General features: G+C 62.2%; 16 protein-coding genes. 9 read left to right on the top strand and 7 right to left on the bottom strand.

What is annotated here, in order from left to right; genetic code table 11:
- Window positions 1-18: 18 nt before the first annotated feature.
- Window positions 19-492, bottom strand: coding sequence for a hypothetical protein (locus ACHMW7_RS27685; protein WP_395448565.1), 474 nt, complete (start codon window positions 490-492; stop codon window positions 19-21).
- A 656-nt stretch (window positions 493-1148) separates the two neighbouring features.
- Here ACHMW7_RS27685 and ACHMW7_RS27680 point away from each other — a divergent pair.
- The gene (locus ACHMW7_RS27680) at window positions 1149-2063 is read left to right on the top strand and encodes an EamA family transporter (RefSeq protein WP_395448564.1); all 915 of its coding nucleotides are present in this window, start codon (window positions 1149-1151) and stop codon (window positions 2061-2063) included.
- Here ACHMW7_RS27680 and ACHMW7_RS27675 read toward each other — a convergent pair.
- Window positions 1993-2919: a methylated-DNA--[protein]-cysteine S-methyltransferase gene (locus ACHMW7_RS27675; protein WP_395448563.1), complete on the bottom strand. Its 927-nt coding sequence runs from the start codon at window positions 2917-2919 to the stop codon at window positions 1993-1995. The two genes, ACHMW7_RS27680 and ACHMW7_RS27675, sit on opposite strands and share 71 nt — an antisense overlap.
- 62 nt (window positions 2920-2981) lie before the next feature.
- Window positions 2982-3476, bottom strand: coding sequence for a DUF2244 domain-containing protein (locus ACHMW7_RS27670; RefSeq protein WP_395448562.1), 495 nt, complete (start codon window positions 3474-3476; stop codon window positions 2982-2984).
- A 22-nt stretch (window positions 3477-3498) separates the two neighbouring features.
- Here ACHMW7_RS27670 and nth point away from each other — a divergent pair, with 22 nt between their 5' ends.
- The gene (gene nth, locus ACHMW7_RS27665) at window positions 3499-4311 is read left to right on the top strand and encodes an endonuclease III (protein ID WP_395448561.1); all 813 of its coding nucleotides are present in this window, start codon (window positions 3499-3501) and stop codon (window positions 4309-4311) included.
- Here the strand turns inward: nth and ACHMW7_RS27660 are convergent.
- Window positions 4305-4745 carry a DUF2214 family protein gene (locus ACHMW7_RS27660; RefSeq protein WP_395448560.1) on the bottom strand — a complete coding sequence of 147 codons (441 nt, stop codon included), beginning with the start codon at window positions 4743-4745 and terminating at the stop codon, window positions 4305-4307. The genes nth and ACHMW7_RS27660 overlap by 7 nt on opposite strands.
- A 168-nt stretch (window positions 4746-4913) precedes the next feature.
- Here ACHMW7_RS27660 and ACHMW7_RS27655 point away from each other — a divergent pair, with 168 nt between their 5' ends.
- Entirely contained in the window at window positions 4914-5114 is a 201-nt protein-coding gene (locus ACHMW7_RS27655; protein ID WP_395448559.1) for a YdeI/OmpD-associated family protein, read from the top strand.
- Window positions 5115-5262: 148 nt separating this feature from the next.
- On the top strand, window positions 5263-5796 hold the full coding sequence (locus ACHMW7_RS27650) for a GNAT family N-acetyltransferase (protein ID WP_395448558.1): 534 nt from the start codon (window positions 5263-5265) through the stop codon (window positions 5794-5796).
- 15 nt (window positions 5797-5811) lie between these two features.
- Here the strand turns inward: ACHMW7_RS27650 and ACHMW7_RS27645 are convergent, their stop codons facing one another.
- Window positions 5812-6384 (bottom strand): transglutaminase-like cysteine peptidase, encoded by a 573-nt coding sequence (locus ACHMW7_RS27645; RefSeq protein WP_395448557.1) that lies wholly within the window; start codon window positions 6382-6384, stop codon window positions 5812-5814.
- Window positions 6385-6700: 316 nt separating this feature from the next.
- Window positions 6701-7312, bottom strand: a complete 612-nt coding sequence (locus ACHMW7_RS27640; RefSeq protein ID WP_395448556.1) for a hypothetical protein — start codon at window positions 7310-7312, stop codon at window positions 6701-6703.
- Window positions 7313-7650: 338 nt separating this feature from the next.
- Here ACHMW7_RS27640 and ACHMW7_RS27635 point away from each other — a divergent pair, with 338 nt between their 5' ends.
- The 5 genes from ACHMW7_RS27635 to ACHMW7_RS27615 are packed head-to-tail and all read left to right on the top strand — an operon-like array spanning window position 7651 to window position 11465.
- A complete protein-coding gene (locus tag ACHMW7_RS27635) occupies window positions 7651-8322 on the top strand; it encodes an amino acid ABC transporter permease (RefSeq protein ID WP_395448555.1) in 672 nt (223 codons plus the stop codon).
- Window positions 8322-8993 (top strand): amino acid ABC transporter permease, encoded by a 672-nt coding sequence (locus ACHMW7_RS27630; RefSeq protein WP_395448554.1) that lies wholly within the window; start codon window positions 8322-8324, stop codon window positions 8991-8993. The genes ACHMW7_RS27635 and ACHMW7_RS27630 overlap by 1 nt, the downstream gene beginning before the upstream one ends.
- Complete coding sequence (locus ACHMW7_RS27625; protein WP_395448553.1) at window positions 8994-9725, top strand: amino acid ABC transporter ATP-binding protein; 732 nt, start codon at window positions 8994-8996, stop codon at window positions 9723-9725.
- Between the two features lies 1 nt (window position 9726).
- Window positions 9727-10650 (top strand): isoaspartyl peptidase/L-asparaginase, encoded by a 924-nt coding sequence (locus ACHMW7_RS27620; protein WP_395448552.1) that lies wholly within the window; start codon window positions 9727-9729, stop codon window positions 10648-10650.
- 20 nt (window positions 10651-10670) lie between these two features.
- The gene (locus ACHMW7_RS27615; RefSeq protein WP_395448551.1) at window positions 10671-11465 is read left to right on the top strand and encodes a transporter substrate-binding domain-containing protein; all 795 of its coding nucleotides are present in this window, start codon (window positions 10671-10673) and stop codon (window positions 11463-11465) included.
- Between the two features lie 64 nt (window positions 11466-11529).
- Here ACHMW7_RS27615 and ACHMW7_RS27610 read toward each other — a convergent pair whose 3' ends face one another.
- A complete protein-coding gene (locus ACHMW7_RS27610) occupies window positions 11530-12528 on the bottom strand; it encodes a LacI family DNA-binding transcriptional regulator (RefSeq protein ID WP_395448550.1) in 999 nt (332 codons plus the stop codon).
- Between the last annotated feature and the right edge of the window lie 54 nt (window positions 12529-12582).

The raw sequence follows: 12582 nt of genomic DNA, 5'->3' as shown, positions 1-12582 counted from the left end.
TTGTCTGCGATCGCCGCGCTACTGGCAGGTGACCGTGACGGTGGCGGAATAGCTGCCGGCGGCAAAAATGTCGGAGCCGGTCTTGGTGCCGGCAAGGTGGACGGTCACGGTGTCCACGCCCGGAGTCGACAGGTTGGAAGAAGCGCCGGTTTCCGCAATCGTATGGGCGCCTGCCACCGAATAGGTCGGCGACCATGTTATCGGGGTGACATCCGCCGGCGGAACGGTGATCGCCGTCGGTGCGCCAACGCTCAGGGCAACATTGCCGGTCGTGGTGATCGTGACAACGCCAGGCGAACCGCCGGCATTGTGCGAGCTCAACGACTGCAGGCCTGGGCTCGCGGTCATGGTGCCGCTGCCATTGGTCACGACCAATGTGCAGATCGCGGCGACCGTGCCGTTGAAAGTGACGCTGCCGGTGGCCGCAAGCGCCGGCTGGGTTATTGAGCAAGCCGCGATGGCAAGCCCGGCCGTGAGCATGCAGTACTTCATTCTGCTCTCCTGGAACTGCGAAATATCCGCCTGTCTTGGAGTTGACGGTGATCCAGTATGGTTAATTTGGTATTAACGACAAATGCAGGTAAAAAACTCATTTGTGTGCATGGCATTTATTCTACACAAATTCGCGATATTCGACATCGCGTCAATCATTTTTGTTGTAGAATTTTGAAGTAACGTTGTACTGATTATTTACGAGATAGGCGATTTTTCTTGGAACAAGTGGCCGACCAACAAGGTATCTGCACGCATATTGTGATTCAGATGCGTCGCAATTTTGGTCCATCGCCACAAGAAAGCATTTGTCGACTAAGCGCTGCGAAGTTCCAGGGCAGTCTAATTCAAATAAACATGATCAAGAGCTGATATAATCTCGGCGATGTCGTGCTGAATGGAGACGTCGGCGTCTATCACTCTATGCGATCCGAGCTGGCGCCGGCCGGGCCAAAGCCCGACTTGCCAGGATCCCCAGTATGGTCCTCTTGTGTGTCAGGCCCCGGTGGGCGCCAGTCAGTGCAACTTGCAGGAGGGCTGCACCAGGCCGTTCGGGACGCGCGAAAGACGGGCCTTTCCCTTCATGCCACCATCAGATAGACTAAAAAAGTCAATAAATTCAATTATTTGATTGATGTCTTCAGGAAAATTGAACCATGCGCCCGCGCCATCTCCTGCTTGCCTTGAGCATCGTGCTGATCTGGGGCGTCAATTTCGCCATCATCAAGCTCGGGCTGAGGCAGGTGTCGCCGCTGGCGCTCGGCGTCATGCGGTTCTTCCTCGCCGCCTTCCCATGGGTGTTTTTCATCAAGCGCCCGAACGTGCCGCTGTCGATGATCGCCACCTATGGTTTGCTGATCTTTGCGCTGCAGTTCGGCTTTCTGTTCACCGGCATGAAGATCGGCATGAGCGCCGGGCTGTCGTCATTGATCCTTCAGCTGCAGGTGTTCTTCACCATCGGCTTGTCGATGATCCTGCTCGGCGAGCGGCCGACACCCTGGCAGCTGGCTGGGGCTGTCCTGGCTTTCAGCGGTGTCGGCATGGTCGCGCTGCATATTGGTGGTGACGTGTCCATGGTCGGGCTGTTGCTGCTGATCGCGGCGGCTGCTGCATGGGGCGGAGGCAATGTCGTTTCGAAGCAGATATCGCAGCGTGCCGCAGCAGCGCCCAACGTGCTTGGCCTCGTCGTTTGGGGCAGCCTGTTCGCCTTGCCGCCACTGCTGGCCGTAGCACTGGTCCTCGATCCGCAGCATTTCATAAGCAGCTTCGCCGGACTGGACAGGGTCTCGGTCGGTTCGATTGCCTATATCGTCTATCTCTCCACGCTGTTCGGCTTCGCCGCCTGGAGCGGGCTGCTGGCGCGCTATCCGGTCTCGACGGTCGCGCCCTTCACCTTGCTTGTGCCGGTGTTCGGCTTCCTCGGCTCGGCGGTTCTGCTTGGCGAGCCACTCCAAGGCTGGAAGCTTGGTGCTTCCAGCCTTGTCATCGCCGGCTTGTGCATCAACCTGTTCGGACCGCGGCTGTTTTCTCGTCCGCGCCGGTCAGCTGTCCCGCCTCCCAGCCCAGAATAGCCCGCTTGCGCGTCAGGCCCCAGTGATAGCCGGTCAGCGCGCCGGACTTGCCGAGCGCCCGGTGGCAGGGCACGACAAATGACAGCGGGTTGGCGCCGACGGCCGCGCCGACGGCGCGGCTTGCCTTGGGCGAGCCGACTTCCGAAGCGATCGCCGAATAGCTGCAGGCCCGGCCCATCGGGATCTTGAGCAGTGCTTCCCACACACGCACCTGGAAGTCGGAGCCGATCATGACCACGCGCAAGGGCTGGTCCTGGCGCCAGCGGGACGGGTCGAAGATGTGCGCGGCATAAGGTGCCGTCGCACTCATGTCCTCGACATAGGTGGCGTTCGGCCAGCGGCCTGACATGTCGGCGAAAGCGGCACGCTCTTCACCGGCGTCGTTGAACGACAGGCCGGCGAGGCCGCGGTCGGTGACCATGACGAGTGCCACGCCGAAGGGCGAGATGTGGAAGCCGTAGCGGATGGTGAGCCCGGCGCCGCGCGTCTTGTAGTCGCCCGGCGACATCGCCTCATGGGTGACGAACAGGTCGTGCAGGCGGCCCGGTCCCGACATGCCGACCTCGAACGAGGTTTCGAGCAGCGGCAGCCCATCGTCAAGTAATTTGCGGGCATGGTCGAGCGTCACCGCCTGCAGGAAGGCTTTGGGCGACAGGCCGGCCCAGCGGCTGAACAGCTTCTGCAGGCTGGTCGGTGTCTCGCCGACTTCGGCGGCCAAGGTCTCAAGCGAGGGCTGGTCGCGATAGTCGAGGCTGATCTTCTCGATCACCCGCCGCACCGTCTCATACTCGGAACCGGTCGGCGTAATGTCGTGCTGCAACGTGGCGATGGGTTTCGTCTGCGTCTGGGCGTTCATGGCAATATCTCCTTGGACGCCAATATCGCGTGGGCTGTGGGTATTTCCCACCCGATTCCTGCTCATCTGCTCCTTGCGGTTGCAAGAGCCCGTGAAAAGGCCGTGGCAAAGCTCTCGCGGTCGTCGGGATTGAGGAAGCTGCCGATCGGAACACTTTTGTCGCGTGTCTCGACTGCCATGCCGGTAATGCCGATCTCGTCGTGGCGGGAGACTGCAAAGCTGGCCCAGAACGGGTTGAAGTGGTACTGCTCCGATTTGCCCGATGGCGTCGTCTTCAGGATGTCCAAGCTGGTGCGGGAAATGCTGACTTCCTCGCGGGCGCGGGCGGCGCGATAGTTGAACCGGAAGGCGACATAAAGGGCAATCACGTCAAGGCCGAGGAAACCGAAGATCGGCCAGGCTCCCTGGCTCAGGAAGATGATCCCGGTGACGATCCAGCCGAATGTCAGCGCGCCCATCAGAATCATGAAGCCGGTACGGCCGAGCGAGCGGTGCGGCAACAGGAGCGCCTTGAAGAAGGGCTGGTCGGCAACAAAACTGGCGTTTGTCTCGCTCATGACGACTAATTATAGAGAGGCGATGAAAAACCCCAAGCCCAAAGATAAGCCAAAGGTCTCGCCGAAAGGTCTCACATCAGGCGCTGGCGCCAAGCCGCGTGCCCGCATCGCCCGCAGCAAGCCGCTCTATTCGGCGGCAGAAGTGCGCGAGATCTTCCATCGTTTCTCGATCCAGCGGCCCGAGCCGAAGGGCGAGCTCGAACACGTCAATGCCTTCACACTCCTGGTGGCCGTTGTGCTGTCGGCCCAGGCGACCGACGCCGGCGTCAACAAGGCGACACGCGCGCTTTTTGCCATCGCCGATACGCCCGAGAAGATGCTGGCGCTGGGCGAGGACACGGTCGGCCAGCACATCCGCACCATCGGCCTGTGGCGCAACAAGGCCAAGAATGTCATCGCTTTGTCCGAGGCGCTGATCCGCGACCATGGCGGCGAGGTCCCCGGCGATCGCGACCTGCTGGTCGAGCTGCCGGGCGTCGGGCGCAAGACCGCCAATGTCGTGCTCAACATGGCGTTCGGCCAGCACACCATGGCCGTCGACACCCACATCCTGCGTATTGGCAACCGGATCGGGCTCGCACCTGGCAAGACGCCGGAGCAGATCGAGGCGATCCTGGTCAAGATCATCCCCGACGAGTTCATGCTGCATGCCCATCACTGGCTGATCCTGCATGGCCGCTACGTCTGCAAGGCGCGCAAGCCCGATTGCTGGCGCTGCGTCATCGCCGACATCTGCAAATCGCCGGAAAAGTCGACGAGCGAACCGGCTCCGCTGGTGCCCCTCGACGAAATCGATCCGATCGAGGTCGCGGAAGCGGAAGTGGCGGCTCAGTAGCCACGCGCCATCGCCGCGGCAAGGATCGGGATGAGCGCGAAGACGGCGATCTCGGCCTTGAGGAAAGTGCGCACCCTGGCGATCTCGGCATCTGGAACGACGTAAGCCTCGCCACCGCTGGCGCCGCGCCAGCGCGCAATGCGGATCGTCGGTACGATCGACAAAAGCCCGACCGCGGCGAAGGCAGCCATCTTGGCCCAGAAGGTCGGGTTGTAGACGTAGAACTCCCAGCCCTTCAGACCGAAATAGACGCGTGACGCTCCGATAAGCACCAAGAGTGCTGCGAGCCCGCCATAGGTCGCGTCGATGCGCCCGAGCAGAGCGAGGTTGCGCCGGCTGAGCCCGGGGCGCACCAGCATGACCTCGGCGGCGATCACGCCCGCGAGCGCGAATGCCAGAAGGTGGTGAACGATGGTCAGGATAAGGTCAATCATCGGTACCTCGCATGCGACTCGACCGCGGCACCTTAGCAATGGACCTCGGGCAGGCATATGACGGAGCAAGCTGGCAGGAAATGTCAGCTGACCGCTGCTTGTCGAATTGACCGTAAGGCAGGAAGAACACACGTTTCGGCTATGGCTCTGACACGACAAATCAACCCGATGCCGGACTGGATCCGCGGCGAGCTCGTCTCGCGCGACCTGCTCGATGCCTATGAGGCGCGACCTGACTATCAGCGCAACGATTATCTGGGCTGGATCGATCGCGCCAAGCTGGAGGCGACCCGCCGCAAGCGGCTCGACCAGATGCTCGACGAACTCGAGCACGGCGGCGTCTACATGCGGATGGCCTGGCGCGGCTAGAGCATGGTCCCGAAACGTGGAACCAGTTTTCGGATAAGATCATGCTCGACAAGTTTAGAGCGCTGGCGGACAGCGTCACCATGTTCTGGCCTGCTGCCTGATCGGACATCTGTGCTAGACCGGCCTCCATTGTTCACGGAGCATCTCGATGGCCGCCTTTTCCCTTGCCGACATTCCCGTCATCGAGACCGAGCGCACCATCTTGCGGCCGCATCGCATCGACGACTTCGAGGCCTATGCCGCGATGTGGGCCGATCCGGTCGTCACGCGCTTCATCGCCAAGCCGCGGACGCGCGAGGAAAGCTGGCAGCGCTTCCTGCGCCATGCCGGCTCGTGGTCACTGATCGGCTACGGTTTCTGGGCCGTCGAGGCAAAGGCCACAGGCCGCTTCATCGGCGAGTGCGGCTTCCATGACCTGAAGCGCGATATCAAACCTTCGATCGAAGGCATTCCTGAGGCTGGCTGGGGCTTTGCCGCCGACATGCATGGCAAGGGCATTGCCAGCGAGACGGTCGGCGCTTTCGTACGCTGGGCCGACAGCCGCTTTGCTGGCCATACCGTCTGCATTATAGATCCGGCCAATGGCGCTTCGCTGCGTGTCGCCGAGAAGAATGGCTACCGCGAGGTTGGTCGAACCACCTATCACGGTGAGCCGACCATCCTGCTTGAGCGCCGAGGCTGAAGTCGGGAGAGGGCGCTAGCCGCCCACGGCGGTCGACAAGATCGGCTTGGCGCCGCCAATCCGCTCCCAGCTTCTGCCATTGCCTTGGGCCTGGCGGGCGAAATAATTGTAGGGCGTGCTCGACCAGTCGCGGACCGAGCTGGTCAGGTTGTCGAGGATCAGGTCGCCCTCGTTGGTGCGCACGGTGAGCACCGTGTGACCCTGGCCACGATAGCGCGCCACCGTCAGTAGCAGTGCCGAGGCCGGCCAGCCACGCTTCAGCAACTCGCGCTTCTTCAGGATCGCAAAATCCTCGCAATCGCCGGAAGTGACAGGCACGCGCCAGTCATCGCCCGTGTCGTTGCGTTCCTTGATGCGTGAATTGACGGCGCGGTTGACCTGCTTGAGTTCGGCACTCAGCTCTGGTTGCAAGGTCACAACCTTTTTACCGCCCGATGTGCTGCACAGGCGAGGTTCGCGTGCGCAGAACGGAGAGAAGGCGGGCGGCGCGAAAGCCGGTCCGGCGGTGGTCATCAACGTGCCGGCCTGGGCGGCAAATGTGCAGGCAAACGACGCCGATAACGCGATCAGCGCGACAAAACGTTTCACAGTGATAGTCCCCGATGCGTGATTCTAAGAATGAGCCAATGCGGTTAATGAGCGGTTGCTAAAATGATGTCGGGGCCGAAAAGTGTCCAAATGCTTAACAAATTGTAACTTGAATATATAACATTTGAAGCGGCTAGATGACCGTGGTTGCGGCGCAGTCCCATGGAGACAGGCAATGTCTGCAATCCGGAAATCCGTAGCTGAAGCTTTGTTTGTAGTACTTTCGCTGTCGACTTCTTCGCTGTATTTGGCGGGGCATGCCCAAGCGGCGGTTCGACCGATGATGTCGGCCGCAAAATGTAGTCCGCTGACCGGTTCAAACTATCAAAGCTGCTGCATTGCTTTGAATAGAAGCCAGATCCTGACCCCTTATGAGCTGAATCAATGTCCGCCGCTGACAACGGCAGTTATTGGCCTGGCCAACAATCAGACCGGCGACGAAGAACGCTCGAGCGACGACGGCAACCGTCCTTCGGGCGGGACCAGTGGCGGCGGTGACAATAGTGGCACCAGCGGCGGCGGCGACAACGGTGGCGGCGATAATGGCGGCGGCGACCACCACCACGATCATCACCATGATCATGACCACCATGGCGGCGGCGATGACCACCATGGCGGCGGCGACGATCACCATGGCGGTGGCGACGATCACCACGGCGGCGGCGACGATCACCACGGCGGTGGCGACGATCACCACGGCGGCGGCGATGACCACCATGGCGGCGGCGATGATCACCATGGCGGCGGCGATGACCATCATGGCGGCGGCGACGATCACCACGGCGGCGGCGACGACCACCATGGCGGTGGCGACGACCACCATGGCGGTGGCGATGACCACCATGGTGGCGGCGACGATCATCATGGCGGTGGCGGCGATGATCACCATGGTGGCAGTGATGACCACCACGAAGGCGATCAGGGCCACAACAAGTAGGCTCGTTGCAGTCGGCTAGGGATCAACCAGCGGACCAGTTCCGCAGCCCGCTGTCGGGCAAGTGTTGAGCCGGCGTCATGGCGTGAGTGTATTGCTTGGGGGGAGCGCGCTGACCGGGCGTCCGGTCACCCCGAGGCAGTCGAGGAGCTTCGGTGGACGCCCGGTTGATCGTCTTGCTGGACGGGTCTGAACCCGTGGGGTGATGCAAGGGCGCCTGTGATGGCGCATCTGCTTCCGCGAAAAACTGACGGCATAGCCCTTCCAGGCGTTGACATCGCCTTGGCTGTTTTGCAGAGTGAAACCGGTTTCACTTTCCGGGAATGTGCCGCTTGAAGTTCGACCTATCGATCCTCGCCAAGCATATCCCCTTCCTGCTGGAAGGGGCGTGGCTGACATTGCAGGCCTGCGCCCTTGCCGTTGTCGGCTCACTGGTTCTGGGTCTCGTTATCGGCGCGATGCGCACGTCGGCGTCGCCGCTGCTCAACCGGCTGGCTGCCGTCTACATCGATATTTTCCGCAACATTCCGTTCATCGTGCAGCTGTTTTTCTTCTATTTCGGCCTGCCCGAAATTGGCATCTACATCGACGCCTTCACCACTGGCGTTGTCGCGCTTTCGATCGCCGGCGGCGCCTTCACTTCTGACGTCATCCGCTCGGGCATCCTGGCAATCGACCCGGGCGTCATCGAGGCGGCGCAGGTCAGCGGGCTCAGGAAGATCACCATCTTCCGCAAGATCATTCTGCCGATTGCCCTGCGCGCCTCGGTGAGACCATTGGGCTCGGTCTTCATCAACCTGATCCTGACCTCGTCGATCCTGTCGACGATCACGCTCAACGAGCTGACCGGCTCGGCCAAGATCGTGGCCTCGAACACCTTCCGCCCGTTCGAGGTCTATTTCGTCCTGCTCGTCGCCTACGCCGCGCTGACTTATTCCGTGGCGATCCTGATTGGCATGCTGCACCGCTACCTCAACCGTCACCAGGAAGAGGGAGTGGCCTGATGCGCTACGGGGATTTCACGCCGTTCGACATCGTGCTTTTGCTGCAGGGCCTCGGCGTGTCGCTGGCATTGTTCGTCTCGACCACGCTGATCGGCCTCGTCATCGGCACGGCATGGGCGGTGATCCGCTTCTACCGCGTGCCAGCGCTGATGCAGATCGTCACCTTCATCGCCGAACTGCTCAAGAACTCGCCGGTGCTGGTGCAGCTGTTTTTGGTGTTCTTCGGCCTGCCGGCGTTCCTCAAGATCAACGTCACGCCGACCGAAGCCGCCGTCATCACGCTGTCCGGCAACAGTGCTGCCTTCATCTACGTCATCGCCGTCTCGGCGATCGAGTCGGTCGGCCGCGACCAGATCGAGGCCGCGCGTGTCTTCGGCCTGACGCGCTGGCAGATCCTACGCCGGGTGATCGCCCCCCAGGCGGCGGCCTTCGCCATAGGCCCGCTCACTGGCCTTTTGGTCAATCAGCTGCAGGTCACCTCGCTGATCTCGGTGATCGGCGTCATGGACCTGACCAAGGTCGGCAACATCCTCAACCTGCGCACGCTCAAGCCGTTCCTCGTCTGGACTGCCGTAGGCTTGCTCTATTACCTGACCGCGAAGCTGGTCGCCTACGCCGGAGGTCGCTTCGAGAAGCGGCTTCGCGCCCATACCGCCTGGAAGGGTCTGTAAATGATCAGCGTCACCGGCCTGCGCAAATCCTTTGGTGCTGCCACAGTGCTCAACGGCGTCGACCTCGAAATCCGCCAGGGTGAGGTCGTGTCCGTGCTCGGCTCGTCCGGCTCGGGCAAGTCAACGCTCATCCGCTGCATCAACGGGCTGGAGAAGATCGACGCCGGCAAGATCACGGTCGACGGCTTCGACGTCTCCAAGCCGCGCGAGTTGAGCGAGGCGCGCAAGCGCTCGGGCACGGTATTCCAGCTCTTCAACCTCTACCCGCACATGACGGCGGTGCAGAACGTAGCACTTGCCCCGATCGAGGTGCTGAAGGTGCCGCGCAAGCAGGCCGAGGCCGAGGCGCGCGAATTGCTGCACTCGGTCGGGCTTTCGGAGCGCGCCGATGCCTATCCCTCGCAGCTGTCCGGCGGCCAGCGCCAGCGTGTCGGCATCTGCCGGGCGCTGGCGATGAAGCCGAGCTACCTGCTGCTCGACGAGGTCACCAGCGCGCTCGATCCCGAGATGACGTCGGAAGTGCTGTCGATCCTGGCGGCTCTCGCCAAGACCGGCACCACCATGGTCTTCGTCACCCACGAGATCGAGTTCGCGCGTTCCATTTCCTCGCGCATCGCCTTCCTCGACAAGGGCTTGCTGATCGCCGACCTGCCGACCGAAGACTTCTTCTCCGCCACGGGCATGGCCCTGCCGCGCGTGGCCCAGTTCCTCTCCAAGATGCGTAAAGACTGAAATGATCCTGCTTGCCAATTCCGAGGCCTGGCCGGGCTTCTCCAAAAGCGTCGACCTTCTGAAGGCTGGACGCCACGGCATCGATGCCATGGTCGCCGGCATCGGCGAGGTCGAGCGCGAGGTCAAGGTCCGCTCGGTCGGTTTCGGTGGCTGGCCGAACATGCTCGGCCGCATGGAGTTTGATGCCGGCGTCATGGACGGCACGACCCGCGAAGTCGGCTCGGTCGGTGCCGTACCCGACACCATTCCGGTCGCCGCTCTTGCCCATGAAGTGATGAAGCGCCTGCCGCATGTCATGCTCACCGGCGACGGCGCCCGCCGCTTTGCCACCGAGATCGGCTTCCCCCATGACGAGACGCTCTATGAAGAGAGCAAGCGTGTCTGGTGGCAGCGGCTGGAAAAGGAGCTTTCGCCGGAAGAGCTGGCGAAATTCCCCGACATCGCACTTGCCCCGCTCAGCCGCACCATCACCGATCCGGAGCGGGTTCGCGACACCACCGTGTTCTTGTCGCAGGACAGTCTTGGTGGGCTCAATGTGGTGACCTCGACCTCCGGCTGGGCCTGGAAATATCCCGGCCGTCTCGGCGACTCGCCGATCCCCGGCGCGGGTTTTTATGCCGATAGCCGCTTCGGCGCCGCCGCCTGCACCCATACCGGCGAGATGACCATGCGCTGCGGCACCGCGCGCACCATCGTGCTTGCCATGCGGCTCGGCTACTCGCTCGACGCGGCGATCGCACTTGCCGTCGAGGAACTGCGCGAGCTGAAAAGCGGCTTCCTGGCCGGCGTCGTCATCCATGCGTTGGACGCCAAGGGCAACCACAAGGTCGTCAGCCTGAATTGCGAAGAGCAGATCAAATACTGGTTCTGGGACACCGGCCTGCCCGAACCGGAGCATCGCTTCGCCGAACCGTTCACATCCTAGAAACCTAAGGGAGAGGGAAAATGAAGAACCTGATGAAACTGGCAGGCATGGCGCTGGCCATCGGCCTCGCTGCAACGGGCGCTGCCCAGGCCGGCAAGATCGACGAAATCCGCGAGCGCGGCACCGTGCGCATCGGCGTGTCGCTCGGCGGCGAGCCGATCGGCTTCCGCGATGCCCAGAACAATCCTGTCGGCTATGACGTCGACGTCGCCACCCAGCTTGCCGAAAAGCTCGGCGTGCCGGTCGAGTTCGTCGACGTCTCGGGCGACGCCCGCATCTCGATGCTGGTATCCGGCCAGATCGACATAGCCGTTGCCAACACCTCGGCAACGCTCGAGCGCGCCAAGTCGGTCGACTTCTCGATCCCCTACAACCGCGCCGGCCTGCGCATTATCGTCCAGAAGGATGCCGGCATCACCTCGCTCGAAGGCCTCGCCGGCAAGAAGATCGTCGTTGGCCGCGGCTCGACGGGCGAGACCTTCATCAAGAAGGCGGCACCGCAGGCCGAGCTCGTCTACACCGACAACTTCTCGCCGGAAGGCGTGCTGCTGCTGCAGCAGAAGCGTGTCGATGCCGCCATCGAGGACTCTTCGCTGCTCGACTATCTCGCCACCAAGAACGAGAATCTGGTGACGCTGCCGGGCCTGCACTCCAACGACCCGATCGGCATCGCTGTCGCCAAGGGCGACGAGAGCTTCGTGCGCTGGATCGACATGTTCGTGTCCGACTACATCCAGAGCGGCGCTTACCAGACGAACTACAAGAAGTGGTGGGGCGAGACCGCCAACCCGCCGGCTTTGACCCCGCTCTGGTAAGCCAGGGCTGAGGCGACGGGCAGGCGGCAAGCCTGCCCGTTTTGCATTCAGCCCGCTATTGCAGTCAGGATGTCGCGCGCGGCACGAAGAAGGTCGGCACCGTTACCTCTGCCTGGCCGTTGCCGAACTGCTCGGGTGTCGCCAGGAAACGCAGGATCTCGCCGACATAGGTCTTCTTGTCGTAGCCGATCGACGAGATCGGATAGGCCTCGAAATCCGTCAGCGACAAATTGTCGAAGCCGTAGAGCCGGAAGCACTCTGGCCGGTTGCCGGGAAAGGCATCGCGGTGAACGTCCATGATGCCCATGGCCATCGCATCGGAGGTGCAGAACACCGCGTTGGTCGTCGGCCAGTCAGCCGACTGCGCGACGCTGCGGCCGCTCTGGTAGGAGTAGTCACCGCGCAGTTCTGCAACCAGGCGGATGCCGCGTCGCTCCATCTCGGACTTGTAGTTGGCGATGCGCTGTTGCTCGACCGGCGAGGATACGCGTCCGGTTACCAGCGCTGCGGTTGCGACACCCTTGCTGGCGGCGTCGGCGACAGCCTCGGCGATGCCGATCGCCTCGTTGGGCACCACTGAAGGAGACGAGCCGTCATGCATGCCGTTGAGCATCAAAACGTCGTCGCTGCGGAACATCTTGCGCACGCTTTCAGCGTCGGCGAAGTCGGAAAACACCAGTGCCGCATCGACATGGTAGGCGACACCGTTGCGCAGGAATTCTTCGATGCGCTCGACCGAACCGACACGCAGGAAGATCACCTGCTTGCCGATCGACTGGATGTCGCTGATCAGGAGATCGAACAGATCGAGGTCGGAGAAGTCGTGGATGTGGTTGACGATCACTGCGATCAGGTTGACCGTCTTGGTCGTCAGGCTGCGGGCGAGAAGATTGGGCTTGAAGCCAAGCGTATTGGCTGCTTCAAGCACACGCGCGCGTTTGTCGGCGGAGACGGGTCGGCTTTCGCTCGACAGCGCCCGCGAGGCGATCGCGCGCGACACGCCGGCCAGCTCGGCGACATCGGCGATGGTCGGCGAGGTGCGTCGTTTGCGCGAACTGTCCATAAAAGCCTTTGCGAGTTGTCGTCTTGAAATTCGGGCGCCGTGGCCAGACGTCCC

Origin of the sequence: Aminobacter sp. UC22_36, from assembly GCF_044056035.1 — a bacterium.
Taxonomy (GTDB): Bacteria; Pseudomonadota; Alphaproteobacteria; order Rhizobiales; family Rhizobiaceae; genus Aminobacter.
This window is presented reverse-complemented; position numbering and strand designations above follow the sequence as displayed.